This is a genomic window from Nonomuraea sp. NPDC003201 (assembly GCF_053590415.1).
In genome coordinates this window covers 23,138-47,812 of the sequence record NZ_JBSFTC010000020.1, presented here as the reverse complement: position 1 = coordinate 47,812, position 24,675 = coordinate 23,138, and the positions used below count along the sequence as shown (strand labels likewise).

General features: G+C 68.6%; 27 protein-coding genes and 1 pseudogene. 13 read left to right on the top strand and 15 right to left on the bottom strand.

Going from position 1 to position 24,675, the window contains the following annotated elements:
• The first annotated feature begins 141 nt into the window (after positions 1-141).
• From ACWDX9_RS11185 to ACWDX9_RS11175, 3 genes are all read left to right on the top strand, one after another.
• Complete coding sequence (locus tag ACWDX9_RS11185) at positions 142-549, top strand: four-helix bundle copper-binding protein (RefSeq protein WP_449951772.1); 408 nt, start codon at positions 142-144, stop codon at positions 547-549.
• 135 nt (positions 550-684) lie between these two features.
• A complete protein-coding gene (locus tag ACWDX9_RS11180; protein ID WP_449951866.1) occupies positions 685-942 on the top strand; it encodes an alpha/beta hydrolase fold domain-containing protein in 258 nt (85 codons plus the stop codon).
• A gap of 376 nt (positions 943-1,318) precedes the next feature.
• Positions 1,319-1,534, top strand: a complete 216-nt coding sequence (locus tag ACWDX9_RS11175) for a hypothetical protein (RefSeq protein ID WP_449951769.1) — start codon at positions 1,319-1,321, stop codon at positions 1,532-1,534.
• 253 nt (positions 1,535-1,787) lie between these two features.
• On the opposite strand, the gene aztD is transcribed toward ACWDX9_RS11175, so the two are convergent.
• The 4 genes from aztD to aztB all read right to left on the bottom strand — a co-directional run bounded on the left by aztD (position 1,788) and on the right by aztB (position 5,904).
• Positions 1,788-2,960: a zinc metallochaperone AztD gene (gene aztD / locus ACWDX9_RS11170; RefSeq protein WP_449951766.1), complete on the bottom strand. Its 1,173-nt coding sequence runs from the start codon at positions 2,958-2,960 to the stop codon at positions 1,788-1,790.
• Between the two features lie 30 nt (positions 2,961-2,990).
• Positions 2,991-3,905: a zinc ABC transporter substrate-binding protein AztC gene (aztC, locus tag ACWDX9_RS11165; RefSeq protein WP_449951762.1), complete on the bottom strand. Its 915-nt coding sequence runs from the start codon at positions 3,903-3,905 to the stop codon at positions 2,991-2,993.
• Positions 3,902-4,981 (bottom strand): ABC transporter, encoded by a 1,080-nt coding sequence (locus ACWDX9_RS11160; protein ID WP_449951758.1) that lies wholly within the window; start codon positions 4,979-4,981, stop codon positions 3,902-3,904. The genes aztC and ACWDX9_RS11160 overlap by 4 nt, the downstream gene beginning before the upstream one ends.
• A gap of 83 nt (positions 4,982-5,064) precedes the next feature.
• Complete coding sequence (aztB, locus tag ACWDX9_RS11155) at positions 5,065-5,904, bottom strand: zinc ABC transporter permease AztB (RefSeq protein ID WP_449951754.1); 840 nt, start codon at positions 5,902-5,904, stop codon at positions 5,065-5,067.
• A 50-nt stretch (positions 5,905-5,954) separates the two neighbouring features.
• Here aztB and aztA point away from each other — a divergent pair, with 50 nt between their 5' ends.
• Entirely contained in the window at positions 5,955-6,671 is a 717-nt protein-coding gene (gene aztA, locus ACWDX9_RS11150) for a zinc ABC transporter ATP-binding protein AztA (protein ID WP_449951751.1), read from the top strand.
• A 303-nt stretch (positions 6,672-6,974) separates the two neighbouring features.
• Here the strand turns inward: aztA and ACWDX9_RS11145 are convergent, their stop codons facing one another.
• Positions 6,975-7,316, bottom strand: coding sequence for a hypothetical protein (locus ACWDX9_RS11145; protein ID WP_449951748.1), 342 nt, complete (start codon positions 7,314-7,316; stop codon positions 6,975-6,977).
• A gap of 47 nt (positions 7,317-7,363) precedes the next feature.
• Between ACWDX9_RS11145 and ACWDX9_RS11140 the strand changes: the two genes are divergently transcribed.
• Together ACWDX9_RS11140 and ACWDX9_RS11135 are read left to right on the top strand one after the other, a co-directional pair.
• Positions 7,364-7,651 carry a hypothetical protein gene (locus tag ACWDX9_RS11140; RefSeq protein WP_449951746.1) on the top strand — a complete coding sequence of 96 codons (288 nt, stop codon included), beginning with the start codon at positions 7,364-7,366 and terminating at the stop codon, positions 7,649-7,651.
• A gap of 146 nt (positions 7,652-7,797) precedes the next feature.
• Positions 7,798-8,154, top strand: a pseudogene (locus tag ACWDX9_RS11135) (ATP-binding protein); the annotation flags it as partial.
• A gap of 117 nt (positions 8,155-8,271) precedes the next feature.
• Here ACWDX9_RS11135 and ACWDX9_RS11130 read toward each other — a convergent pair.
• Positions 8,272-9,699, bottom strand: coding sequence for a tannase/feruloyl esterase family alpha/beta hydrolase (locus tag ACWDX9_RS11130; RefSeq protein ID WP_449951863.1), 1,428 nt, complete (start codon positions 9,697-9,699; stop codon positions 8,272-8,274).
• Between the two features lie 8 nt (positions 9,700-9,707).
• Here ACWDX9_RS11130 and ACWDX9_RS11125 point away from each other — a divergent pair, with 8 nt between their 5' ends.
• From ACWDX9_RS11125 to ACWDX9_RS11110, 4 genes are read left to right on the top strand one after another with little or no spacing between them, the layout of a single operon-like run.
• Positions 9,708-9,938, top strand: coding sequence for a 4Fe-4S dicluster domain-containing protein (locus ACWDX9_RS11125; RefSeq protein ID WP_449951860.1), 231 nt, complete (start codon positions 9,708-9,710; stop codon positions 9,936-9,938).
• On the top strand, positions 9,935-10,795 hold the full coding sequence (locus ACWDX9_RS11120) for an amidohydrolase family protein (protein ID WP_449951744.1): 861 nt from the start codon (positions 9,935-9,937) through the stop codon (positions 10,793-10,795). The genes ACWDX9_RS11125 and ACWDX9_RS11120 overlap by 4 nt, the downstream gene beginning before the upstream one ends.
• A gap of 3 nt (positions 10,796-10,798) precedes the next feature.
• Positions 10,799-11,326, top strand: coding sequence for a gamma carbonic anhydrase family protein (locus tag ACWDX9_RS11115; protein ID WP_449951741.1), 528 nt, complete (start codon positions 10,799-10,801; stop codon positions 11,324-11,326).
• Positions 11,327-11,337: 11 nt separating this feature from the next.
• Entirely contained in the window at positions 11,338-11,874 is a 537-nt protein-coding gene (locus ACWDX9_RS11110) for a DUF6158 family protein (RefSeq protein WP_449951738.1), read from the top strand.
• A gap of 18 nt (positions 11,875-11,892) precedes the next feature.
• On the opposite strand, the gene ACWDX9_RS11105 is transcribed toward ACWDX9_RS11110, so the two are convergent.
• The 5 genes from ACWDX9_RS11105 to ACWDX9_RS11085 all read right to left on the bottom strand — a co-directional run bounded on the left by ACWDX9_RS11105 (position 11,893) and on the right by ACWDX9_RS11085 (position 16,623).
• Positions 11,893-12,627, bottom strand: coding sequence for an enoyl-CoA hydratase/isomerase family protein (locus ACWDX9_RS11105; protein ID WP_449951735.1), 735 nt, complete (start codon positions 12,625-12,627; stop codon positions 11,893-11,895).
• Between the two features lie 336 nt (positions 12,628-12,963).
• Positions 12,964-13,950: a cyclase family protein gene (locus ACWDX9_RS11100; protein ID WP_449951733.1), complete on the bottom strand. Its 987-nt coding sequence runs from the start codon at positions 13,948-13,950 to the stop codon at positions 12,964-12,966.
• Positions 13,947-14,993: an amidohydrolase family protein gene (locus ACWDX9_RS11095; protein ID WP_449951731.1), complete on the bottom strand. Its 1,047-nt coding sequence runs from the start codon at positions 14,991-14,993 to the stop codon at positions 13,947-13,949. Before ACWDX9_RS11095 ends, ACWDX9_RS11100 begins: the two co-directional genes overlap by 4 nt.
• Positions 14,994-14,995: 2 nt before the next feature.
• A complete protein-coding gene (locus tag ACWDX9_RS11090) occupies positions 14,996-15,490 on the bottom strand; it encodes a DoxX family protein (RefSeq protein WP_449951729.1) in 495 nt (164 codons plus the stop codon).
• An 89-nt stretch (positions 15,491-15,579) separates the two neighbouring features.
• Positions 15,580-16,623 carry a fumarylacetoacetate hydrolase family protein gene (locus tag ACWDX9_RS11085; RefSeq protein ID WP_449951726.1) on the bottom strand — a complete coding sequence of 348 codons (1,044 nt, stop codon included), beginning with the start codon at positions 16,621-16,623 and terminating at the stop codon, positions 15,580-15,582.
• A 588-nt stretch (positions 16,624-17,211) separates the two neighbouring features.
• Between ACWDX9_RS11085 and ACWDX9_RS11080 the strand changes: the two genes are divergently transcribed.
• A complete protein-coding gene (locus ACWDX9_RS11080; RefSeq protein WP_449951724.1) occupies positions 17,212-18,096 on the top strand; it encodes a LysR family transcriptional regulator in 885 nt (294 codons plus the stop codon).
• A gap of 66 nt (positions 18,097-18,162) precedes the next feature.
• Here the strand turns inward: ACWDX9_RS11080 and ACWDX9_RS11075 are convergent, their stop codons facing one another.
• The 4 genes from ACWDX9_RS11075 to ACWDX9_RS11060 all read right to left on the bottom strand — a co-directional run bounded on the left by ACWDX9_RS11075 (position 18,163) and on the right by ACWDX9_RS11060 (position 21,582).
• A complete protein-coding gene (locus tag ACWDX9_RS11075; RefSeq protein ID WP_449951722.1) occupies positions 18,163-19,158 on the bottom strand; it encodes a fumarylacetoacetate hydrolase family protein in 996 nt (331 codons plus the stop codon).
• A 90-nt stretch (positions 19,159-19,248) separates the two neighbouring features.
• Positions 19,249-19,536 carry a hypothetical protein gene (locus ACWDX9_RS11070; RefSeq protein WP_449951719.1) on the bottom strand — a complete coding sequence of 96 codons (288 nt, stop codon included), beginning with the start codon at positions 19,534-19,536 and terminating at the stop codon, positions 19,249-19,251.
• Positions 19,533-20,417, bottom strand: a complete 885-nt coding sequence (locus ACWDX9_RS11065; protein ID WP_449951716.1) for a DODA-type extradiol aromatic ring-opening family dioxygenase — start codon at positions 20,415-20,417, stop codon at positions 19,533-19,535. The genes ACWDX9_RS11070 and ACWDX9_RS11065 overlap by 4 nt, the downstream gene beginning before the upstream one ends.
• Positions 20,418-20,607: 190 nt before the next feature.
• Entirely contained in the window at positions 20,608-21,582 is a 975-nt protein-coding gene (locus ACWDX9_RS11060; RefSeq protein ID WP_449951714.1) for a LysR family transcriptional regulator, read from the bottom strand.
• A 329-nt stretch (positions 21,583-21,911) separates the two neighbouring features.
• On the opposite strand from ACWDX9_RS11060, the gene ACWDX9_RS11055 reads away from it, so the two are divergent.
• The gene (locus tag ACWDX9_RS11055; RefSeq protein WP_449951711.1) at positions 21,912-23,039 is read left to right on the top strand and encodes an FAD-dependent monooxygenase; all 1,128 of its coding nucleotides are present in this window, start codon (positions 21,912-21,914) and stop codon (positions 23,037-23,039) included.
• 34 nt (positions 23,040-23,073) lie between these two features.
• Entirely contained in the window at positions 23,074-24,015 is a 942-nt protein-coding gene (locus ACWDX9_RS11050; protein WP_449951709.1) for an NADP-dependent oxidoreductase, read from the top strand.
• Positions 24,016-24,675: the final 660 nt, after the last annotated feature.

Below are 24,675 nucleotides of genomic sequence, written 5' to 3'. Positions count from 1 at the left end.
CGCCCTCTGCCGCCGATACGCGGACTGGGCCGCCCACAGCACCTCGGACCTGGCCGAACACCCCCGTCCCATGGGCATGCATGGCTCCAGAGTGGGACTAACGTGGAAGAGAGGGAGCGCCAACCTCCACCAGGAGGGATCATGCCTCACACCCGAGAGCTGTTCGACACTCTGACCGCCAAAGCGGGACTGAGCACCGAAGTCCTAGCTGGCGCCGTAGACACCATGCAGGAATGCGAGGAGGTCGTCGCGGCCTGCGCGATGGGCATGCTGAGCGAACAAGACGCCATGCGAATGGCCCCCGCGATCAGCCGGGACCTGGACTGCGCCGACATCGTAGGCGTGACACGCCGCGTCCTGACCCGGGGCAGCGGACCCGACACCCACCTGATCAGCGCACAGCTCGAAGCCTGCCTGATGGCCTGCGAACGCAGCCACGAACTGTGCAGCCGGCACGCCGCCCAACATGCGCACTGTCTGATGTGCTCGCAGGCCACACGCCGCTGCGCCGACATCTGCCGAGAAGTCCTTGAAGCCCTCCGCGCATAGAAGGCCTCTGGGCCAGCACGTCGACGCGACGCTGTCGGCTGGATGGTCGGTACGCCTCATGGCAGGTGTGGTGGCGCTCATAGGAGGCAGGGCTAGAAGTGTGGGTTAGTCCGTACTCGGGCCAGTGCCGCCTGCCTGAGCCAGGCCATCCGTACGGCCAGCAAGACGAGCGCGGGTAGCGGAAGCAGGGCCGGCGTCCTGCAGGATGAGGGCGAAGCCTACGCGGCCAAACTCCGCGCCGCCGGCGTGCCCGTCGCCGCGACCAGGTACGTGGGAGCCGTACACGGCTTCGCCGTGCTCGACGTCCTGCGCGACACGCTGGCCGCCCAGCTTGCTCTGGCGCAGGCAGCGGACTTCCTGACGGCCACCCTGCACGACGCCCCAGAGAGGTAGCTGCCGCCACCCCTACTGCATGACGAACGGACCTCATTGACCGCAGTCAGACGCTCGAACGATGACCCGTGATGCGACGGGCATTCGGTGCTACCAGAGCCGTTGGCGCTCGTGCCGCTGTATCTTCCCGACGGCCGGAACGCCGACCTTGTGCGCCGTACGGTGCTCGCCGGCGGAGCCGCCATCGTGGCACCCGGCAGCGCAGGCAGCGCCATCGCCGCCGATCTGCTGCCACCAGATGCGCCGTCCTTGGACCCTGCACTGCTGCTGTCGGGCAAGCCACAGCCGCTGGGCGAGCGCGAGGTCGCGCTGTTCAAGCCACGATGGGGAGCGTTCTACCGCATGCGGCTGGACGAGTTGCTGCGCGGGCTGGGACGTGGACACCCTCGTGGTGGCCGGCTGCAACTTCCCCAACTGCCCGCGGGCCACCCTCGTCGAGGCCAGCGAGCGGGACTACCGCCTCATCCTCACCAACGACGCCACCTCACGCCTGCACGACGTCGGGCGTACGGAGATGACCGGCGTCGGCGTCAACCTGCTTTCCGTCCAGGCCATCACCGGAGCCCTGCACGCCGCTTCCCCAGCACGATAGAAGACTGCTTCGCCGGCGACTTCGATGACGACCGCCACGGCCACGGCTACGCTTAGCAGCGCCGTGCCGCCCCCCGCATCGCGGCCCACGTCCACACGGCCCTCGGCCAGGGCCGGACGATCATCAACGTCGGTGCGGCGCTGGCTCCTACGAGCCCGAGGACCGCCAGGCGGGTTGGCGGGGATGGCGTCGCGACATCTGACGAGGGGCGGACCTGGGCGCTGCCCGATCAGCGCCCAGGCGGCGGTCACTGTCAGTCGGCGGTGCCGGTGAGCTCGTTCGGCGGCTGGGGCAAGGGGGTGGTCTTGGTGACCTTCCCGGACGTGAAGTCGATCGCGTGCACCTGCTTGCCCGCCGGGTCGCTCACATAGACGACCTGGTCACGGACGAAGATGTTGGGCCTGGGCTGCTGCCACTCCAGAGGCTCCTTCCACTCGTCCAGAACCTTGATGGTTCTGATGACCTTGGCCGCGGCCGGGTCGATGACATGGACGGCGCCGTCGGTGCCGAGGACCAGAGCTTCCCCCTGGGGGCCGCGGGCCAGGGAGCGGAAGGTGAAGCTCGTGCCCAGGTCGACCAGCTTCAGCTTGCTGGTCTCGGTGTCGATGAGGGAGATGCGGGTCGGGCGTTCCAGCTCGGCGTCGGGGTCCTTCTTGTAGTCGCCCAGGACGATTGGCGATAGGTCCGAACCGGACTGGTTGCCGATGCGTCCGTACTCGTCGGGGCTCTCGATCTTGCTGATCTTGCCGTTCTTGTAGAGCAGGACGCCGTTCTCGCAGCCGATCACGACGGCCTCGCCCTTGGCGGTGGCCTCGCCGTGCACGCCGGGGCAGTCCTCGTTGCGGGTGACCTCCTTGCGGTCCTGGTCGAGAACGATGATGCCGGTGCGCTTGTCTTCGGTGCCGATGGTGACGACCAGCTCGCCGTTCTCGAGTTCGATCGCGACGCCGTGATGCGGCGCGGCCGCCTGGTACGTCTTGCCCTTCGGCAGGCCCGTGGCCAGGTCATCGGGGTTGAACATGGTGACTTCGCCGGTTCCGTCGGCGAACAGGACGGTGGTTCCGGCGTGCCTGACCACGTGGCCTGGCTTGGTGCCCTTGAATTCGTCGGCCTTCAGGGTGGCGGAGGCGGCGTCGAGGACGCGGAATCCGGTCGCGGTGGAGACCAGGACGTGCCGGTCGTCCCCGGCGGGGTTGACGCGGTTGTATCCGGCGAGGGGGATGTCCTTGACCAGCTCCAGGGTCTGCCCGTCCAGGACGTACAGGCCGCCGGCGTAGGTCGTGACGATGGGGTCCGTCACCGTTGTCGGGGTGGTGGCGGCTGCGGGTTCGGTGCTCGCGGGCGCCGCCGCGGGTTCTTGCGCTCCGCAGGCGGTGAGGAGGAAGCCCGCTGCGAGCAGTGCCGTGGTCCGGGACCGGACGGTCATGGGTTGTGTGCCTTTCTGAGCAGGAGGGTTTTAACGGCCGTTGAGGCCGTCGGTCATGGCCTTGGTGTTGCTGCGGATCATGTCGAGGTACGTGGCCGCGCCCGGTGACCTGCGGCTCAGTGACTCGGAGAACAGCGGGACGACTTTGACCTCCACGCCGGCTTCGGAGGCGAGCACCTGGGCGAGCCGGTCGGGTTGGGAGGAGTCGGCGAAGATGGCTTTGACGTTCGCCGACGTGATCGTGTTCGCCAGCGACTTCAGGTCGGAGGCGCTCGGAGAGGCCAGGGTGGTGCCGCTGGGGATCACGGCGCCGATGACCTGAAAGCCGTATCGCTGAGCGAAGTAGCCGAAGACGTGGTGGTTGGTGACCAGGCGGCGTGAGCCGGGCGGGATGGTGGCGACCTGCTGTTCGACCCAGGCGTCGAGCTGCTCGACCTGGGCCCGATAGGTCGCGGCGGCGGCCCTGACGGCGGCGGCGTCGATAGCGTCCACGTGTGTGACGACCTGTTCCGCGATCAGGTCCACGGCCTTGGCCATGCGCCGTGGGTCCGTCCAGAAGTGGGGGTCCAACTGCCCCGCCGTCTCGTCGGCGGTGAAGCGGATCGGATCGACGCCCTCCGCCACGGCCAAGGTGGGGACGCCGGCCTGCTTGGCGGCCTCAACGTTGCGCAGCACGCCTTCCTCCAGGCCGAGCCCGTTGTAGACGATCAGGTCGGCGTCCTCGATCAGCGCGGCCTCCTGGGCGGAGACGCCGAAGGAGTGCGGATCGGAGTCCGGTTTCATCAGCACGGTGACGTCGGCTTGGTCACCGATGATGGTGCGCGTGACGTCACCGAGGATGTTGGTGGTGACGACCACTCTGGGGGCGCTTTCGCCGGCGCTCGCGCAGCCGGCCGCCAGCAGGAACGCGATCGCCGTCACCAGCCGGACCGGCAGCGGGGTCATCGTCCGGTCTCCGTCATGTACGTGGGCGTGAAGCCGGGCCTGAACACGCGGGCCCGCCGGAGGCCGTCGTTGTAGTCGATCTCGTACACAGCCTTGCCCGCGGGGTCGTTGACGTAGGCGCGGCTGGTGTCCACCTGGATGCCGGGTGCACCGGTCAGCGGCGCGGTCAGGAGCTTCGTCCTGGCGGTCTCCTTGCCGGAGGCGGGGTCGTGAGCGCGCAGGACGCCGTCCTCGGTCAGGGACAGGACCGGCGCGTCCTCGCCCACGGCGTTCACCGCCGCCACAGGGCCGATCTTCAGGAGTTTCCAGCTCCTGGCGGCGACGTCGAGCACCCACATCCCGGACTCGCCGGCCCGGGCGGCGAGGGTCGAGCTGCCCGGGCGATGCCGGAACGCCTTCGCCCGGTCACCTGCGGGTGTCTTGTGCGGATATCGGATCTTCACGCCCTCGAACGCCCCGCCCTTCTCGGTGACCAGGAGGGCCCCGTCGATGCACCCGAAGATCACGCCGCGCCGCGTCACCGCCGTACCTGCCGCGTCCGCGCAGGCGCCGACGTCGGCATCCCCTTCGACCCGTACGACCCCGCCCTCGGCGAGCAGCAGGTGGCCTCGGTAAGGCAGGGCGGCGGCAGCCGTGAGAGTGCCCTTTTCGAGGAGTTCGCCCTTCTCCATGCGGGCGCGGTCGAGCAGCTTGACCGCGCCGTTGCCGGCCCGGACGGCGGTGGTCGCCGTGTCGGCGGCGGCCTCGTACGGAGGTCGCCCGGCGACAGCACCGAGGTCGCGCGCCGCGGTCCGGTAGTAGTGGCGATGATCCCCGTGATCGACGGCCCAGGCACCGCCGTCGATCACGCGCAGCTCGCCAGAGCCGGTGGTGAGATAAGCGAACCGGCCGTCACCGGCGATACCGCGCACGTCCTCAACGTCGGCCACCGCGACGGTCTCCTCGGTGAGTAGGTCGAGCACGTGGACCTTGCCCGTCTCGCCGTCGGCCAGCACGAGACGCAACTGCGGCTCGGGCATCTCCTCGGCGCCCTCGACGTACCCGTGCGGCACCTCCTGTGGCACCTCTTGCGTCACACGCGGTGCCGCACCGTCGCCGCTCTCGTGAGCGCACCCTCCGAGCAGTACGACGAGAGCGCCTGCCACCACCGTGCCCGGCCTCACGCCGCGATCGCCTTCCGGGAGATCCGGTGCCGCAGCCCATCGCCCAGCGCCGACAGGAAGAACAGCCCCACGGCCACCGCCGCGATCGTGGCGCCCGCCGCCGTGGCCGCGTGCCACGACACCACCAGTCCGATCATGGTCGAGGCGGTTCCGAGCAGCGCGGCTCCGAGCATGATCGTCGGAATGCGCCGGGCCCACAGCGCGGCGGCGGCCGGCGGCCCGATCAGCAGTCCGAACACCAGCAGCGTCCCGACGATGTGGAACGAGGCGACGATCGCCAGCGTGACCAGGCCGAGCATCAGGACGTGTGCCAGCCGGGGACGCATCCCCAGCGTGTACGCCTTGCGCGTGTCGAAGGCGAGCGCGACGAACAGCCGATGCCCGAGCACCGCCACGAGTGCCGTCACCGCGAGCGCGACACCCAGTCCGGCCAGATCCCGCCCCCCGACCGCCAGTACGTCACCGAACAAGAACCCGGTCAGGTCCACCGCGAAGGACTGGGAATGCGAGACCACGATCACGCCCAGCGACAACATCCCCGCGAACAGCAGTCCGATGCTGGTGTCCTGCGACAGCCGGCCCGACCGGCCGAGCAGGCTGACCCCGAACGCCATCCCGCCCGCACTCAGCAGCGCGCCGAGCAGGACGCTCCCCCCGGCCATCGACGCGACCGCCACTCCCAGGAGCATGCCGTGGGACATCGCGTCGCCCAGGAAGGCCAGGCCGCGCAGCACCACCCAGGTGCCGGCCAGCGCGCAGAGCAGCGACACCAGGACGCCCGCCCATAGCGCTTGCCGGACAAAGGACACCTCAAAGGGATCAACCAACCAATCCATGACCCAAGACCCTACAATGAAAACCGTTGTCATTGCCAAGCGGAGGTCTCATGACGCACAACGGGATCGTGATCAGCGAGGTCACAGCGGGCTACGGCCCCAACACGGTTCTGCACGGGCTCTCGGCCCGGGTGCCGCGCCCCGGCGTGACCGCCGTCGTCGGACCGAACGGGTCGGGCAAGTCGACGCTGCTGGGCGTGCTCGCCGGGACCGTACGTCCGTCAGGCGGCACGGTCGAGTCTCCGGCCGGTGGCCGCCCCGGCTTCGTGGTCCAGCGCGACGCCGTCTCCGATTCCCTGCCGATCACGGTGCGTGACACGGTCGCGATGGGGCGCTGGGCCCTGCGCGGCCCGTGGCGGCGGCTGAGGCCACACGACTGGGCGATCGTCGATGCCTGCATGGCCATGCTGGACGTCTCCGATCTGGCCCCCCGCCGGCTGGGCACGCTGTCAGGAGGCCAGCGCCAGCGGGTCCTCGTCGCTCAAGGGCTCGCCCAGGAGCCCGACCTTCTCCTGCTGGACGAGCCCACGACCGGGCTGGATGCCAGCGCCAGGCGGCACATCATCGCCGCTCTCGACCGCGAGAAGACGCGGGGCGTCACCGTCGTCCATGCCACGCACGACCTGGACCTGGCCATGCGCGCCGACCACTGTCTCCTCCTCGACAGAGGACGACTCCTGGCGCAGGGCCTTCCCGGCTCCATCCTCACACCGCAAGCACTCGGCCAGGTGTTTCACGGGCTCGATGACGCGATCATGCCGCATTGAAGCGACGGACTCGCGTGCCCCGCAACCCGGCAGATTCCGTACGCCCGGCACGGCACAGCGCGTAGCGACACGGGCCCATCCACAATCGTCTCCGAGTACCGGGCTCTCCACAGCCTCCGCCGTCAGACGTGGTTGGGAACCATCCAAGGATCTTGTTGCTGCGATGTCGAACAATCTGATCCCGCCTACTGGCGCCCGGAGGTCCATCACATCCGCAAACTCGCTGGGAAGAGACCGGTGGAAGGGCCTGGCCATGGGTGTCGCCGTCCACGCAAGTCCTCAGTGCCGGGTCGGGCAGGGGACTCACTCTTCGATATTGCCTCCGGGGCGGAAGATGAGATGAGGAACGTGCGTCCCGGTGGTGAGGCTGACATGGGCTTCGACGCCGAACACCTCTCTGATGAGCCGCGGAGTGAGGATGTCGCGCGGAGGCCCGTTCGCGACCACGCGTCCCCCGGCGAGAACGTAGAGGTGGTCGCAGTACGTGGCGGCCAGGTTGAGGTCGTGCAGGGCGGCGACGACGGTGGTGCTGATGGAGGTGACCAGGTCGAGCAGTTCGAACTGGTGGCGGACGTCGAGGTGGTTGGTGGGCTCGTCCAACACCAGGACGGGTGCCTGCTGAGCGAGGGCGCGGGCGAGCAGCACGCGCTGTTTCTCGCCGCCGGACAGGGTGGAGTAGCGGCGGTAGCGAGGTGGGCGACGCCGACGTGGGTGAGAGCGTCGGCGACGATCTCCGTGTCCTCTGCGGTGTCCCGGGCGAAGGGGCGCTTGTGCGGGGTGCGCCCCATCGCGGCCATCTCCCGGGCCGTGACGTCGAAGTCGGAGCGGGTCTCCTGGGGAAGCGCGGCGACCAGCTGGGCGGCGCGGCGTGGGGTGAGACGCCACAGGTCCTCGCCATCGACGCTCTACTACTGTCTCCAGAACCGCAGTTGTTCGACGAGAACACGGCTTTCCCCACCGACCTCACCACCGTCGCTTGACACGTTAGGCGCCTGAGGTGTCTGACGTGGCTGACAGCCCTTTGACCGGGTGACCAGCAGGTTCGCTTGACAACCCCAGATAACAATCGACGCGCGTGGGCCATAACCTTGTCTGCGGGCCAGCACCTTCTCGATCGGGAGGAACCATGCCTTGGCCGTTGATGGGGAGAGAACCGGAGCTTGCCCGAATCGGACGAATCCTGGAACGGCGCTGCAGCGTGATCCTGGCAGGACCGGCAGGTGTGGGCAAGAGCCGCCTGGCGACGGCGGTGGCCTCCCGCACCGGCAGCACGGTCCTGCAGGTCAGTGCCACCGAGGCGACCCGGCCGCTGCCCCTCGGCGCGCTGGCCACGCTGCTGCCCGCTGGGCCGGCAGGCGACAATCTGCTGGGTTGGGCGAGCGGCGCCGTACTGGAAGTGGCCGGTCGCGGACCCACGCTCCTCCTGGTCGACGACGCCCACCTGCTGGACCCCACCTCCGCCGCGCTCGTTCACCAGGTGGCCCGGCGGGTACAGGTGGTCGTCACGGTCCGGACCGGCGAGCCGTGCTCCGACTCCATCACGGCTCTGTGGAAGGAGGAGTATGTCAGGGTGGGATCCGCCGCGGTGTTTCGGCAGGCGTCAGGTGAGCGGGTCTTCTCGCTGCGTGCAACGGAAGCTCGACGCCACGTTCTTGTCGCCCCCGGTGTAGCGGGGGTACGAGGGCCACTGGCACGCCGGCATCGACCGCTGGACTGCCAGCGTGGCCGGATCCTGCTCGACCGCCTTGAACGAGTCGGGCGGCGTCACGCCGCGGCTGAACCAGCGATCGCCGGCGCCCAGCAGGTCGACCTTCGAGATCCCGCCGACGTTGTGGCTGCCGCCGGGGCCCACGTAGAACCGGAAGAAGTGCGACACGCTCTGCCGCCCGAGCTTGGCGACGACCGAGTTGTAGTACTCGGCCACCATCCGGGTGCTCACCGCGTTGTCCGCGGACGGCTGGAGCAGGATCAGCTTGCCGCCATTGCGCGCGAACGCCGACAGGTCAGGGTTCGTGGCGTCCACCACGCTCGACAGGTACTGGATCCGCTTCTTGTACACGGGGGCGTAGAAGCGGTACGGGTCGAACGTGCCGTCCTGGGCGACGGCCCAGCGTACCCAGTTCGCCCCGAAGGTCAGCAACGCCCCGCGACCTGGGTCGGCTTGGGCGGCTGATCCCGGCGGGAGCGGGTGGCTCGGCGGAACCGTGCCGACCGGATAGGCGAAGTACTGATCCTGCGGGCGGTCCTCGTCGCCGGTCACGCCGGTGCCCGGCCACCCGTCCACGCCGTTGGCGAACTGGAAGGGCAGCCGCCAGGGTTCGCGGAGGTTCTCCAGCGCGCGAAGCTGAGCGTCGGACAGGCATCCGTCGCCGGCGGTTCCGTCCGGGCAGCGCAGCGTGTCCGGGTCCATGGTGCAGTCCTGATACTTCCCGAGCACGGTGTCGGCCACCCCGTCGAGCTGGTCGCAGGCCGCGCGGGTCCGGTCGGCGATCAGCTTCACCGCCTTCTGATCCAGCCAGCCGCCGTCGATGAGGGAGGTCCGCACTCGGTTGCTGGCGAGCATCAGGTAGTTCCAGCTGAGGACGGGCGACGTGGCGAGCACCACGTCGTAGTCCTTGGGGTACCGCTGGGCGACGATGAACGCCTGGCGGCCGCCGTCTGACTCGCCGCTGAAGTAGACCGCGGCCGGGCGACGGCCGTAGAAGCGCGAGGTGAGCTCGTAGGCCACGTCCCGCGTCTTCTTGAGCTCTTCCCCTCCGAAGTTACGCAGGGATTCGTCGTTGAGGAGGAAGTCGACGCTGCCCTGGGGATGGCCCGTGTCGCTGCCGAAGGTGACGTACCCCTGCGTGAGCGGGTACGTGTCGTCGAGCGGTTGCGGGTCGAAGTACCCCGAGCCCTTGCGTCCTGGCGCGGTGACAAGCGACCCTCCATAACCGCCGCCGCCCGACTGCAGGATCTTCCCGTTCCAGCGCACCGGCAGGTTGATGTTGAAGGTGATCGGATAAGCCTTGGAATCGACCGGGCTGATCGCTCTACATCAACCCCAAGGAGTGCATCGACTGCGGCGCCTGCGAACCCGTCTGCCCCGTCGAGGCGATCAGCCAGGACCGGCGCGTCCTCGCCGAGCACGCCGCGTTCGTCGAGGACAACCGCCGCTTCTTTGCCGAGGTCCTGTCAGGGCGCGACGCACCTCTGGGCGCGCCCGGCGGCTCGCACAAGACGGGCCGTATCGGCATGGACACCCCCATGGTCGCAGAGCAGCCATGATCGACGGTATCCCGCTCATCGACGCGCACGTGCACGTGCCCCTGCTTGGCACTCTCAAGCCCGCCTGGTTGCAGTGGGCGTGCGATTTCGGGGAGGACGGGCTCCTGGAGAACGTCTGGGAGGCGGACGGCAAACCGAGTGCTGCCCGGTTGGACGAGCTCTTCGTCGCTCAGGGCGTGGACGTCGCGCTGCTGTTGTGTGAGTACAGCCCCAAGGCGACCGGCATGCAGGCGTTCGAGGACTTGCTGCCGATCGTCGAGCACAACCCGGTCCGCTTCCGCCCGGTCGCCAACGTCAACCCGCACCTGCACTTCCCGCTCGCCGCCGAGGTGCGGAGGCAGCTCGATCTCGGGGCTGCCGCGCTCAAGCTGCATCCCGTGCACGGCGGTTTTCGCTGCGACGACGCCGCTCTCTATCCCGCCTACCACGTGCTGGAGGAGCGCGGCGTGCCGCTCGTCGTCCACTGCGGCACCAGCTCCTTCCCGGGCGCGGCCAACGAGAACGCTGACCCGGCCTTTCTCATCCCCGTCATCCGGGACTTCCCTGGGCTCAATGTCGTGCTGGCACATGGCGGGCGAGGCTGGTGGTACGACGCCGCCGCCTTCCTCGCGCTGTCGAACGACACTGTGTGGCTGGAGCTGTCCGGCCTGCCGCCCAAGAGACTGCCCGAGTACTACGCCAAGTTCGACCTCGTCCGCCTTGCCCGCAAATGGATCTTCGGCACCGACTGGCCGGGAGTGCCCGGCATCGCCGCCAACGCACGCGCCGTCACCGGGCTGGTGCCGGACGAGGTGGCCCGGGCCGTGCTCGCCGGGAACGCGGCGAAGGTGTACGCCGGCCTGCGTACGGGGGAGTGACCCATGCCCGTCTACGCCCTCGGCGACCAGGTGCCCCGGATCCACCCGGACGCCTACGTCCACCCCGACGCCGTCGTCATCGGCAGCGTCGTCATCGGCGCCGAGTCGTCGGTCTGGCCGACCGCCGTGCTGCGCGCCGACTTCGGCCGCATCGAGATCGGCGAGCGCACCTCCATCCAGGACGGCACCATCGTGCACACCACCGAGCAATGGCCCACCGTCATCGGCAGCGACTGCGTCGTCGGGCACAACGCCCACCTCGAAGGCTGCACCATCGAGGACCGCTGCCTCATCGGGTCGGGCTCGGTCGTCCTGAACCGCGCCGTCGTCCGCACCGGGTCGGTGATCGGCGCCCAGGCGCTCGTAGCCGAAGACCTGGAGATCCCAGCGGGCCACGTGGCCCTCGGTGTGCCGGCCCGTCCCAGGCCGATGAACGACGACGTCCAGCGCCAATGGATCGACTACGGCGTGAACGAGTACCTCGGCAACGCCAAACGCTACCGGCACGAACTGCGCAAACTCGACCCTTGAGGGAACAGACCATGACCGACATCCACGGCCGGCCGGCTACCGAGCTCAGCGACGAGGAACTGGAACAGCAGGGCGCCCAGGCGCACGCCACACGCAACTGGGTCTTCCTGCACGGCAGCGCCGAGCAGTTCGCCCGTCACACCACCCGCATGCTCGAACTCGAACGCGAGTACCTGCGCCGCCATCCGAAGCGGACCTGGCAGGGATCGGGTGGCGCGGGAGGAGACCGCACGGCCACCGCCGACGCCTGGCGCACGACTCTGCTCGGCATCATTGAGCAGCTCACGACGCTGGTCAAACAGCCCGACCCGCAAGATGCTCGCATTACCGACACCACCGACCCGGTGCGGGCTTTCCTGCAGCTCATCGCCGACGGCGGCGGGCGCCTGCACAAGCTCGAGGCCCATCAGGCGGCCCGCGAGGCCGGGTTGGACCGCGCAGCGGCGGCCGATCTCTACAAGGCGCATCCGCCGCTGCTCATCACCGAAGGACACGACAGAGTGCTGACGGAGGCCGGCCGCGCCCGCCTCGCCGTGCACCCCACCTGATCTCAGGTGGATCGGCCGTCAGCGGCGCCGCTCCAGGAAGGCCGTCATACGCTCCTGCTTCTCCTCGGTCTCGAACAGCACGGCCTGCGCGACGTCGTCGAACCGGGGATGAGCGCCAGGGGGCGCGGCAAGTGCGAGCTTGGTCAGGCGCAGCGCCAGTGGTGCGTTCTTGGCGATGCGGGCGGCCAGCCGCTCCGCGGCGGCCAGCAACTCGTCCTGGGCGACCAGCTCGTTCACCAGCCTGACCGCCAGCGCCTCCTCAGCCGACACCACCCGGCCGGCGAGCAGGATCTCCTTGGCGAGCGGCTCACCGACCAACTCCCGCAGCCGCCAGCACGCGCCGGCCGCCGCCATGATGCCGAGCCCCGCCTCCGGATTGCCGAACCTGGCCCGCGGGGTCGCAAGTCGGAAATCACAGGCATAGGCCAGCTCGGCGCCACCGCCCAGGGCAGGGCCGTCGATCGCGGCGATCGTGGGCATGGGCAACCGGGCGATCCGCTCGAACAGGCCGCTGTTGATGCCCGCCAGCGCGTCCTCACGACGGCGCTCACGTAGCTCTCGGATGTCCGCGCCCGCGGCGAAGACCCCGTCGGATCCGGTGATCACAAGGATACGAGGCCGCCGCTCCAGGTTGGCGCAGACCTCGTGCAGGTCGGCCACCATCGCCGCGTCGATCGCGTTGCGTACCTCCGGCCGGTCCAGCCGGACCATCAGCCGATCGGGCCCTTCCTCGGTCTTCAGCGTGTCATTCACCGGCGACTCCCATCAAGACATGCTACATTTTATAGTCGTATCGCATTATATATGTAGAGTTATCTCCGATGGGCGTGCCCCCGCACGATGGTGATGTTGGGTGTCCGGCGGCAGATCGCATTCGGTGAGCACTGATCCTTCACCAGGGCGCGGCTCGCTGAGCGGCACGATCGATGGCAGGTTCAGGAAGGACAGCTCCGGACCTGGAGCCGACGCGCAATCGCGCCGAGGAGACGGGACCCGGCAGTGTGACGACCGAGTCGCCAATGGTTCACTGACCCCCGGAGTACGTCGATCAAATGATCAGTGGGATGGCCGGGGAAGGGGCGCTGCGCCTCACTTGATGGCGATGGGATTGACCGGAGCTCCGACAGCACCGGTGACGGGCAGCGGGGCGGCTACCAGAAGGAATTCGTAGACGCCGTCTGCGGCGCAGTCGGCGGCCAAGGCGTCGAGATCCCACATCTCTCCGACGAACAGGCCCATGTGCGGGATGACGACCTGATGCAGCGGCTGGAAGGCGACATCGAACTCGTTCGGGCGAACCTCGAAACCCCATGTGTCGGTGGCGATTCCGGCGATCTCGCGGGCGTACAGCCAGTCGGCGGTGGTGAACGAGAGGCCAGGAGCGGGGCCGCCGGCGTAGTCGCCCCAGCCGTGTCCCTCGGCGACGCCGCGCCGGGCGCGGGTGAGCTGGCCGGTGCGGACCAGCAGCAGATCACCTCGGCCGACCCGGGCGGTCTTTCCCTGCGCGGTGATGGTCGCCTCAAGGTGTTCGGCGGTGATGGCGAAGCCGTCCGGCAGCTCGCCCTCGGCACCAAGCGCCCGGCCGAGGTCGAGCAGCACGCCCCGGCCGGCGATCCTGTCGGCCACGGTCTCGATACCGGTGTGCCGGTCTCCTTCGCTGGTCACCACCTGCGAGGCGCGGCGTCCGTTGTAGGCCATGCCGTGGTCGAAAATGTGGCCCAGGCCATCCCACTGGGTGGAGGCCTGTAGCGGCATGAAGATCACATCATCCGCACCGCCGAGCCCATGGGGAAACTCCGCTGGGCCGAACTCGGCGTCCAGGCCGGAGGAGAGCATAGTGTGCACCGGGTTGGTGCGCCGCCTCCAGCCCTTCTGCGGGCCTTCACTGTCGAACCGCTGAGCCAGCGAGAAGCTCGTGCCGCGGTGGATCAGTCGTGCGCCCTGCGCGCGTTTGGCCTCGTCGAGGAAGTTCAACGTGCCGAGGACGTCATCGGTGCCCCAACGGCCCCAGTTGGAGACGCGTTTGGCCGCAGCCGCGATTGCTCCTGCGGGATTGGAGGGATCGAGGGTGGTCACGAGTGATTCTCCTTGGAGTTCCGGTCGCTTACGGGTACAGCTCGCGGCACTGGAATCGGACCGAGGAGGCGTACGGCGTTGGCACCCCTGATGGCGTCGGTCGTGGCCTGGTCGAAGCCGGCCGCCTCGAGACGGTCGACCGGGTCCGGCACGCCCATGTCGAAGGGGTAGTCGCTGCCGAGAGTGACCTGGTTCGCGCCCACCGAGGCGACCAGGTGTCGCAGCTGTTCAGCGGTGTAGACCAGCGAATCGACGAAGGTGCGGCGCAGCAGCGCGGACGGTGGCTCGGTGATCGTGCGCGCATCGGAGCGCGCCGCCCAGGCGTGGTCGGCGCGGACCATGTAGCTGGCCAGGTAGCCGCCACCGTGCGCGGCCCAGATTTTCAGCCGCGGGTGCCTCTCGAGCAGTCCGGAGAAGACAATACGCGACAGCGCCAACGCGGTCTCGGTCGGGTTCCCGACGCTGTTGAACAGGTAATAGGCGTTCAACCGCCCGCCGAGGGTGCAGCCCCAGGGGTGGATGAGCACGGCCGCGGACAGTTCCTCGGCGGCAGCCCAGAAGTCGGCCAGCGACGGGTCGTCGAGCTCCCGATCCGGGCCGGCGGAGGTCGAGATCTGCACCCCCCGCATACCGAGGTCGCGGATCGCCGTGACCAGCTGCCCAACCGCCATGTCAGGGTGTTGCAGGGCCACGGTGCCGATGGGAAGCAGCCGGGTCGGTTCCTTGGCACAGAACTCGGAAATGCCCTGGTTGCTCATCGCCACGATACGGGCGGCCAGCTCCCTGTCGGCCCAAGCATGTGGCAGGGGCATGGGGCTGACCGCCTGGACCTGCACTCGGGCAGCGTCCATCGCGGCCAGTCTCAGGTCGAGATCGACCAGCTTCGGCCCGAGCTCGGCCAGCTGCTTCACGTTCACCGTCAGCGACGCCCGGCCGAGGGATGCCGCATCGACCTCCCGCTGCCGTGCCAGGCCTGGCTGCCCCTCGATCAGCTGGTCAATGGCCGCCACATGTGCGTGGGCGTGCACATCGACGGTCGGCACGTTCACTCAGCCGCCCGATCCGCCCGGTGCGCCTGAGCCGACCGGGAGCCCTGCTCCCAACCGTTGTCCCAGCCGAGCAAGCGGTCCAAGGACACGGGTCCTGGACCGGCGAGCAGCACGAGGATGTAGCCCGCCATGATGAGGAGCGGGAGCTGCACTCCGACGCTGCCTGCGGCCGCTACATCCTTCGGCGCGAACCCGTACTGCATCTCCCACATGAAGATGGCCATGGCCATGTGCACGATCGACGGGATGGCGACGAGCCGAGACAGCAGGCCGAGGACGAACATGCCACCTCCGACCACTTGCAGCAGGACCGCTCCCCAGCCGATGAGGCCGGGGAACGGCAAGTCGAAAGCTTGCTGGGCGAGCTGTCCGAATTCCGTGGGCGTGAAGTGGAAGCCATGCGCGATCATGGTGGCTCCGGTGACCACGCGGACGATGAGTGGCCCAAGAGGCGCGAAGGGCTGCAGAGGCGGAAGGGAAACGATCTTCATGTCTGTTTCTCTTTTCCAGTGGGGGGTGGCGGAGATGATGAGCATCCAGGGAAGGCGCGCCCATCGGTCGGGTGCTCAACGGCGATGGATCAGTCGGTCTGGAAGCGTCCGAAGTGGGGCTTGCGGCCTTGCAGATCCTCGGCGACGCAACGGTTGCGCTGCCGGCCGAGATAGGTGATGTCGCTGTCGATGATGTCGCCGTCCTGCAGGAAGCGGCCGTGGTGCTTGCCGTTCCCGGGCGGTGAGCCCATGAAGACGATGTCCCCGGGTGTCAGCCGGACGTGTTCCGACAGATAGGCGACGAACTGCGCCGGGCCGAAGATCATGTCGTTGGTCGGCCAGTCCTGCATGACCTGACCGTTCACCTTCAGCGTGGTGCGGACGGTTTCGTCGAGCTGGAAGAACTGAGCGGGCACCAGGAACGGGCCGGTCGGCTTGAAGGTCGGCTGGTGTTTGCTGATCCAGTCGTAGCCCCAAGGGATGTCGGTCCGGCGGAAGATATCGACGGTCCCGAGGTCGTTCACGATCGTGTACCCGGCGATCAGCTCCTGGCCTTCCTCCGGTGAGAGGAAGCGCCCCGTACCGCCGAGGACGACGCCGAGCTCGAGTTCCCAGTCCGGCTCCTCGCCGAGGGCCGGGAGGACGACGTCGTCGGTGGCGCCGATCAGCGCGGAGTGCAGGCCGGTCCAGGCGAACGGCGTACCCTCGCGGGCCCGGCGTTCCATGAGCTCAAGGTTGCGCTGGTAGAAGTCCTCGTCCGTCTCGCCCGGCTTGCGGTTGTGCTGGTTGAACTGGTTCTTGGTCAGCATCTGCGCCGAGTGCGTCTTGTAGTTCGCGCCGGCGCCGAACAGGTTGGGGTGCGCCAGCGGCGGCAACGGCCGCAGGCCGTCCAGCGGCCGGGTGGAACGCGCGGCGTCGGCCCACAGGTTGCCGATCAGCTCGAGGTTGGCCTCCCAGTCGTCCACCACCTCGTGCAGGTCGCCGAACCGCTCGGACAGGTCGGTGACGGTGCCGTCCGAGCCGACGAGCGACGGGAACCTGCGCTGCCCGTCGGAGAGGGTGGCGAGGGCGAAGCTGCCAGTGCGCAGCCCGGTGACGGGGTCGAGGTCGGCAGGCGAGCCTGATGCGGTCATGGCGGGTATTCCTTCATCTATCGGTGGTCAGGCCTCGAGGTCGCTGAGTTCGAGACCCTTCGAGCTGGGCCAGGCCACGGATGTCGCCCCCATACAGGGCATCAGCGGCGGCCTTCCCCAGCACCCCGGTTCGGGGCGTACTTGCTCATCGGGTTGTCCCCCGCGTCGTCGAGCCGGTGGGCTCGGAAGTCACGCTGCCCTACGTCGTGGCGCCGGGCAGCGCGGCGTCGTGCGGGCCGCACAGCACCTGGACGACACAAGCTATGGACAACCTTTCACCATTGCCTCGTCCGGCCCTTTTGGGTGGAAGACGAGGGTCCGGGATGATGGGCTAACGGAGGATTACTTCAATTGTGAGCCGCGTGACCAGGCATGCGACATACGCAACCTTGTATGCGACCTATCGGCGGGACGGATATCGGACAGCGAGGACCGTACGCTGAAGACACTGCAGGGCCGTCCGGAGCGCTGGATCGTGCCTGGAGCGGAAGGCGGAGGGAAGCTGCGGTGACATACAGCTCGGCGTCGAACCCCACAGCGGGCAGGCCCGCTGCAGAGCCGGCGGGCCGCGTGCTGCGCAGTCAGGACGTGGCGACCCTGCCCGTCCTGCGCGCACTCTTGGTCGAACGCAATGTCACCCGGGCCGGCGAGACGCTCGGTCTGAGCCAGCCCGCCACCAGTGCGGTGCTGGCCCGTCTTCGTCGCCGGTTCGGCGACGAGCTGCTGGTCCGGGTGGGCCGGGACTACGAGCTCACGCCGCTGGCCGCCGGCCTGCTGTCACGGATCGAGGCGGCCACCGAGGCGCTGGAGCGCGTGTTCGGCCAGGAATTCGACCCGGCGACGACCACCCGGCAATTCACTCTCGCGATTTCCGACTACACCGTCGCGGTCCTGTTCGAGGAACTCAACCGGATCCTGGCCGAGGAGGCCCCCGGGGCAGGGCTCGACCTTCGCCCCCTCACCACGATCTCTCACTTCGACGCCGACGCGTTGATCCGGAACACCGACGGGGTGGTCCTGCCACATGAGCTGGTGCAGGGCTATCCCGGCCAGATCCTGCTGCGCGACCAGTGGGTGTGCGTCGTGGCCGACACCAACACCTCCGTAGGCAGCGAGCTGACCGTGTCCGAGCTCGCCGCCCTGCCGTGGGTGAGCCAGTACACCCACTCCGGTCCGGCAGATTTCCCCGCACTGCGCCATTTGCGGTCACACGGCATGGAACCGCACGTGGAGGTGGTGACTGACAGCTTCCTTTCGGTCCCGTTCCTGGTCGCGGGGAGCAACCGTATCGCCTTCCTCCAGGAGAGGCTCGCGAAGCGCCTGGCCCCCGTGGCACCCATACGGATCCTGCGCAGCCCGGTGGACGTAGGACCACTCAACCTGTCCCTGCGCTGGCACCCCACCGTGACGGACGAGCCCGGCCACCGATGGTTTCGCGGTGTGCTGATGCGCGCGGCCGAACGCGTCGCCTAGGCCGGGGGCTCGTCCGGCGCCGCCGTCTCCCGGCTGTGCACGGCGCGGACAGCACCGGCTGCCTTCCTACTCTGCAGTCCGGCTCGACGACGCGCGCGTCCGGTGGCGGGGCCGCCGGCGTGCCGGCCGCACCGGCGGGAGCTCAGCCCCCTCCACCACCCGGTTGCGGATGGTGCCGATACCCTCGACGGTCATTTCCACGACGTCGCCGGGCCGCAGCGCGGGAGGGTCTTGCTTGCCGCGGCGCCCCCATAGCTCGGCCAGGCAGCCGCCGTTGCCGCACGTGCCCGAACCGAGCACGTCCCCGGCCCGCACCAAGGTGCCGCGCGATGCGTAGGAGATCAGCTCCTCGAACGGCCACCCCATGTTGCTCAGCAGGTCCTCACCGATCAGCTCGCCGTTGACCGCAACCCGCATGTCGAGGGCCAGGAAGCCCTCGGCGTCGCGGTAAGGGTCGAGTTCGTCGGCGGTCACCAGCCACGGGCCCAGCGTGGTCGCCGAGTCCTTGCCCTTCGCCGGGCCGAGCTGGACTTTCATCTCCCGGCGTTGCAGATCGCGGGCCGACCAGTCGTTGAGCACGCTGTAACCGAAGATGTGCTCGCGGGCCTGCTCAGGCGACAGCGAGGCGCCGTCGCGCCCATTGACGGCCCCGACGACGACGGCGACCTCGAGCTCGAAGTCGAAAAGCTCGGAACCCGGCGGCACGGCGACATCGTCGTAAGCGCCGACCAGCGCGTACGGGTTGGTGAAGTAGAACGTCGGCGCTTCGTACCATTCCGGCACCACACCCGCCCCTCCTGCGACGGACCGCACCACACCCTCGACGTGCTCCTCGAACGCGACGAAGTCTCGCACCGTCGGGGCCTCGATCGGTGGCAGCAGCCGGACCGCGTCGATCGGGGTCGGCGGGCCTGTGAGCGCCCGCTGACCGGCGGCCAGAGCGGCGGGCAGCCCGGCCCGCGCCAGGTCCAGCACGCCGGCCTCCGTCAGGCGGTGGAGGCCGTGTTCGCCGACAACGCCGTCGTGGACGTGTCCGGCCTCTTCCCAGCGCGCGAACCGCATCAGCCCGTCCTCTCCCGCGTCCGTTCGAACTGGTCCATCCGAGCAGCTGTCATCGAGTGCGTCTTGCGGCTCGCAACAGCACCGAAGCGGTCAGGTCTCAAGGTCGCTGAGCTCCAGGCCTTCGAGCTGGGCCAGGTAGGACTCGACGAACGACATGCTGAAGCCGCCGGCGAGACGCAGGGCGTAGTTGTAAAGCAGGAACGGGTGGACGCCGAGCTGGAACAGGCCACGGATGTCTGCCTTGGACAGGGCTTCGCGTTCCTGATCGGTCAGGTCGCGCTCGGCCAGCGCGCTCTGCGGGTCCTGCTGGATCCGCTGCGCCAGCGCGCCGTCGGCGGCGGCCTCCCACAGCACCCGGTTCGTGGCGTACTTGCTCATCGGGCCGCTCCCTGCGTCGTCGAGCCGGCGTGCCGGTCATCCCAGGCCAGGAACCCCGTTGGCAGTCCGACGGGGCTCGCGATCATTTCAGCGTGAGCCGGCACCGCACCGCCTACGGCGCCCAGTGCGAACAGGTAGTCCAGGAAGCCGGGCGTGCCGCTGCCCTGCGCGGCCAGCGTCTCGTAGGTGCTCTCCTCGATGAGGGTCTTGGTGTCACCGGCGGTGATCTGCTGCCATACCCGCCGGTCCCAGGCGGAGGCCGGTTCTCGCGTGAATCGCAGCATGGCGGGTCCGCCGACCGAGTTCGACAGGTGACCGCTGGCGATGATGGCCACCCGCAGGTCGGCCGGATGGGCCTCGATCATCTCGACGACAGCGGCGCCGAGGTCGTAGAAGCGACGGCCCGTGGCCACGGGCGGAGCCATCACGTTGGTGAACAGCGGGACGACGGGCAGGTCCTGTTCAGGCCGCAGGAAGTTCAGCGGCACGGTGAATCCGTGGTCGAGCAGGAAGTCGTCGCTGTAGGAGAAGTCGATGCCGTGCTGGAAGCCTTGGCGGAGCAGGTGGCGGGCCAGGTCGCCCTCGAGCGCGGTGTCGTAGGGGGTGATGCCGAACAGGTGCTGCTCGTGCGGGAACGGGCCGGACGCACGCGCCGCCTTGCCGATCAGGAATGTCGGCATGTTGTCGTAGAACCACTGATTGAAGTGGTCGCCGGACACCATGACCAGCACATCGGGACGCGCCGCCTCCAGACGGGCACGTAGTTCGGCGAACTGGGCGATCGTGCGCTGCAACGGCTCGGGAGCCGCGCTGCCCTGCGCCGCGACGCCGGGCAGTGTGGGGTCGTGCGGGACGCACAGCACCTGGACAACGGAAGCCATGGACAACCTTTCACCATTGCCTCGTGCGGCCCTTTCGGGCGGAGGACGAGGTCCGGGATGATGAGCTAACGGAGGATGACCTCGATTGTGCGCCGAGCGACCAGGCGTGCGACATACCCAGCCTTGTATGCGACCTATCGGCGGAACGGATATCGGTTGGCTCTACCGGCGTTCAGGCCCGCAGCACGGCCTACATTGCCGCCGCGGCAGCCTGGCGCAGCAGGTGCCGGAACCACCGGTGCCCTGGGTCGTTGGTCTCCATCGCGTCCCAGTACAGGGACAGCAGGTGCTCATTCCAGGGAAGGGGGGTCTCCAGGACCCGGACACCGGGCAGGTCGTCGAAGTGGGCGGCCAGCCGTTCGGGGACGACCGAGATCCGGTGACTGCGGGCCACAAGGAACGGAACGGCCTGGAAGCTTTCGACGGTGATTTCGATGTTGGGCTCGACTCCCAGGGCGCGGAGCCGCCGGACTGGAGTGATGGTCGAGAACAGCGTCGAACCGAAGGGCGCCACCCAGGGCAGCCGAGCAAGGTCCTCGATGGTCACCGTGTCGCCTATAGCGGCTTTCTCGCCCGCGATGCAGACCCATCGATCCTGGAGCAGCCTGATGCTTGGGTGCCCGCGGATGAAATCGGGCGGCAGGACGACACCGTCGGACTGGCGCAGCAGCTCATCGAAGTCGGGGGATGCGGCGCTCAGAAGCTGTAGGTTCAAGCGGACACCAGGGGCCTCGCTGTGGAGCAAGGTGACCAGCGGGCCGCTGAGGACAAGGACGGAGTAGTCCGACAGGACCAGATTGAACTCCCGTGTACTGGTCGCTGGATCGAATTCCGCCTCGAACAGCCGCTCCATCGTGTCCAACGCTGACTCGGCACGCTCCAGCAGGCTCTGGGCCAGTGGCGTGAGGTGGTACTCCCGGCCTACACGCACGAGCAGTTCATCGCCGAACCGCCGCCGGAGCCGGCCCAGAGCGTTGCTGGTGGCCGACTGCGTGAGCCCGACAACCTCCCCGGCGCGGGTGACGCTGCGCTCACGGAGGAGGGCGTGCAGTACTGGCAGGGACAGCAGATCCTGACTGCGGACGCCGTTGCGAGCACGGGGCAGCGACGATCGGATGGCAGCCCCGTCGCCGGGGACGGAATCTGGCCGCGGTAGCCGATCCATGCGCCGTGCTCCCTCCTGCTGGGTACGCGGACGCGGCGACATCTGCGACGCGATTGGTAGTGACCGCCCATCGTGGCACGGCGTCCGCACCATCAAAAGAGCTTCCCGGGCATTCACCGCATCCATACCTCACATACAGGATCGGGGCTTGGATGTGGCGCACATCACTAGCAGGATGACGACACCACGGCCACGGCCCTCGCTCCGCGAGGGCGTCTCCATCTCCCACGCAAACAACGATTCGGACCGTCCTGCCCGCCGTGCGGCTGCCGGCGAGCTCTGTCGTCCCGGGTACCGTCTCGATCGCACTGAAACTCCGGAGTGCTGCCATGACCACCATCCAGAACGCTCTCATCGTCGGCGGGGGAATCGCCGGGCTGACCGCGGCGGCCTCGCTGGCCCGCCTCGGGGTATCCGTTGACCTGGTGGAGCTCACCGATCGGCCCGCCGGCGCCGCCATCACGCTGCTCAACCGAGCCGTCGACGGCCTCGCGGAGATCGGCGTCCTTGACCGGTTCCTGGACGAGGGACTGGCGGTTTCTCCTCAGGACCTCTTCCGGTACTTCGACGCGAACGGTGAACCGATCCCCACCCCGCCCATGCCGCCGCGCCCGCCGTCGTCGCTGCCGCATGGCATCCTCATCCACCGCCAGACGGTCGCGTCGATTCTGCGAGGAGCCGCCGAGGCGGCCGGCGTGACCGTTCGGATCGGCGTCGGCCTCGCCGCACTGGAACAGTTGGAGGACTCCGTAACCGCCACGCTCACCGATAGGTCGTCGGGATCGTACGACCTTGTTGTGGGTGCGGACGGCGTCCGGTCGACAACCCGTTCGCTGATTATCGGGGACAGCGTGACCCCCGTCTATTCCGGAGTGACGATGTTCCGCTGCATCGTCGACGAAGTGCCGGACGTCGGGCCGGTCGGCTTTTACGAGTCCGAGCACCTCAACGTCACCCTGCGCCTGCGAGACGGCCGCGTCTACCTGGCGACTGGCCGAAGCTATGCGCAAAGGCCGCGCTTCGGCCCGGCCGAGGCGCGGCGGATCGTGCGGGAAAACCTACAGGGCTTCACGGCTCCGCTGCAGCGCGCGCTGCAGGAGCGCCTCACTGAGGACACGAGGATCATCATCAACGATTACGACTGGCTGATGGCGCCGGCCCCGTGGTATCGCGGCCGGGTCCTGCTCATCGGCGACGCGGCGCATGCCACGACCGCGCACCTGGCCTCCGGCGGTGGCATGGCCATCGAGGACGGCGTCGTCCTCGGCCAAGAACTCGCGGCGGGCGGGCCGGTCGAGGATGTCCTGCAGCGGTTCATGGCGCGTCGATTCGATCGGACGCGGCTGGTCGTGGAGACAAGCGTGGACCTCGACCGGATGCAGCGCCGCGGCGAGCCGATCGCCGCCCAGAACCAGATGCGGGCTCGCGCGATGAACGCCCTGGCCCGCCCTTACTGATGGCCGCGGAATGGAGCCAGACATGACTGATCTGATGAGAACCTACGCACTCTACGACTTCAGCGAGCAGGCGAGGCTCACCGACCTGCCGGTTCCTGAGCCCGGCTCCCGGGAGGTTCGGATCCGTGTGAGGGCGTCCTCGGTGAATCCGGTCGACGCCGCCTCAGCCGCCGGCTTCTTCCGCGCGATGTCCGAGTATCGCTTCCCGGCCGTCCTGGGCCGTGATGTCGCCGGCACCGTGGACCGCGTGGGGGCCGAGGTGACCGGCTTCCGGCCCGGCGACGAGGTGTTCGGGATGGTGAAACGAGAGTACATCGGCGACGGCACCTTCGCCGAGTTCGTCGTTGTTCCCGAGGACCGGTTCATCGTGCACCGCCCGGAAGCCCTCGGGCTCACCGAGGCCGGCGCCATCGGGCTGGCGGCTGTCACCGCCCTGCAGTGCCTCGATCAGCTCGCCTGTGTTCCCGGCGCCACCGTCCTGCTCAACGGGGCCACTGGTGGCGTCGGCGCGTTCATCATCCAAGCGGCGGCCTCGGCTGGACTGCGGGTCGTGGCCACCGCTCGGCCCGGTGCCGAGGAGCAGCACGTCCGGGCCTTGGGTGCCACGGACACCGTGGACTGGAGCGGGGATGTTGCCGCCGACGTCCGCAAGCGTTTCCTGGACGGCGTCGGCGGCGTTGTCGACCTGGTCTCACGTGACCCGGGCATCTTCAGGGTGATGGCCGATCTCGTGCGGCCTGGTGGCGTTGCGGTCTCGACGCTGGGCGCCGCCCGCGAGGGGATCGGTGAGGGCCGCCGGGTGAGCAATATCCACTCGGAAGGCGACCCGGCCCTGCTGCGCCGCGTGGCGGATCTTGCAGTGAAGGGGGTGCTGCGCGTCCCGCTGGTCGAGGTGCTGCCATTCAAGCGGATCGACGAGGCGTTCACGCTGCTCGCCTCCGCGCCGCTCGGAAAGGTCGGGCTGTCGCTGTCGTGACGACGATCGATGTGGGTGCACGGGGGAACTCCGCCCCGCACTGTACGTCAGTTGAGCTGCGCGCAGGTCGAGGTTGGCGGTGGCTCTGCGTCCGGCAGTCCTCCTGGGCATGGCCTGATCAGCGTCCGCGGTCGGCGGGATTGATGGGCTGGGTGCCGTCACTGCTGGCATCGGGCCCATCGATGTGGTGCTGTTGGAGAAGCGCGTCTGGCGCGCGGGCGGTCTGAACGCCTCCGCCTGTGCTCGCCTGGCGGCGATGGTGCAGTGTGGCTATCGCTGGCTCGGCGCGTTCGACGACCCCGGCCCCCGGATCGTTGGGGAGTCCCGGCCTGCACGACATCACCAGCACCTTCAGGCGATGACGTGGAGTAAGGCTTGGCACGCTCGATGAGGTGTTTGCCTCCACCGACGCGTGAAACGCGAAATACCAGTCCGGCTGCCGTCCCGCTTTCTACGACGCGCTCGCCGGGTGCTTTAGTCTCTGGCCTCGAAGGCATGTAGCGGTCCTGGACCTGGGCACCGGTACCGGCGTGATCGCCTTGCCCGTGGCGAAGCTCATCGACCTGTACCGCTTCAAAAGTCATCGCAGGGCGCTTGACCTGCGGATCGACCTGATGCGGTGGTACGGGCAAGATCGGTTCTTGTGTCTCTCTGTCTCCT

What these genes read in the sequence shown, in the direction of transcription:
- ACWDX9_RS11185 (WP_449951772.1), top strand. Translation starts at nt 142, where the DNA reads ATGCCTCACACCCGAGAGCTGTTCGACACTCTGACCGCCAAAGCGGGA.
- aztD (WP_449951766.1), bottom strand. Translation starts at nt 2,960, where the DNA reads ATGACCGTCCGGTCCCGGACCACGGCACTGCTCGCAGCGGGCTTCCTC.
- aztC (WP_449951762.1), bottom strand. Translation starts at nt 3,905, where the DNA reads ATGACCCCGCTGCCGGTCCGGCTGGTGACGGCGATCGCGTTCCTGCTG.
- aztB (WP_449951754.1), bottom strand. Translation starts at nt 5,904, where the DNA reads ATGGATTGGTTGGTTGATCCCTTTGAGGTGTCCTTTGTCCGGCAAGCG.
- aztA (WP_449951751.1), top strand. Translation starts at nt 5,955, where the DNA reads ATGACGCACAACGGGATCGTGATCAGCGAGGTCACAGCGGGCTACGGC.
- ACWDX9_RS11120 (WP_449951744.1), top strand. Translation starts at nt 9,935, where the DNA reads ATGATCGACGGTATCCCGCTCATCGACGCGCACGTGCACGTGCCCCTG.
- ACWDX9_RS11115 (WP_449951741.1), top strand. Translation starts at nt 10,799, where the DNA reads ATGCCCGTCTACGCCCTCGGCGACCAGGTGCCCCGGATCCACCCGGAC.
- ACWDX9_RS11110 (WP_449951738.1), top strand. Translation starts at nt 11,338, where the DNA reads ATGACCGACATCCACGGCCGGCCGGCTACCGAGCTCAGCGACGAGGAA.
- ACWDX9_RS11090 (WP_449951729.1), bottom strand. Translation starts at nt 15,490, where the DNA reads ATGAAGATCGTTTCCCTTCCGCCTCTGCAGCCCTTCGCGCCTCTTGGG.
- ACWDX9_RS11085 (WP_449951726.1), bottom strand. Translation starts at nt 16,623, where the DNA reads ATGACCGCATCAGGCTCGCCTGCCGACCTCGACCCCGTCACCGGGCTG.
- ACWDX9_RS11075 (WP_449951722.1), bottom strand. Translation starts at nt 19,158, where the DNA reads ATGCGGTTCGCGCGCTGGGAAGAGGCCGGACACGTCCACGACGGCGTT.
- ACWDX9_RS11070 (WP_449951719.1), bottom strand. Translation starts at nt 19,536, where the DNA reads ATGAGCAAGTACGCCACGAACCGGGTGCTGTGGGAGGCCGCCGCCGAC.
- ACWDX9_RS11065 (WP_449951716.1), bottom strand. Translation starts at nt 20,417, where the DNA reads ATGGCTTCCGTTGTCCAGGTGCTGTGCGTCCCGCACGACCCCACACTG.
- ACWDX9_RS11060 (WP_449951714.1), bottom strand. Translation starts at nt 21,582, where the DNA reads ATGGATCGGCTACCGCGGCCAGATTCCGTCCCCGGCGACGGGGCTGCC.
- ACWDX9_RS11055 (WP_449951711.1), top strand. Translation starts at nt 21,912, where the DNA reads ATGACCACCATCCAGAACGCTCTCATCGTCGGCGGGGGAATCGCCGGG.
- ACWDX9_RS11050 (WP_449951709.1), top strand. Translation starts at nt 23,074, where the DNA reads ATGAGAACCTACGCACTCTACGACTTCAGCGAGCAGGCGAGGCTCACC.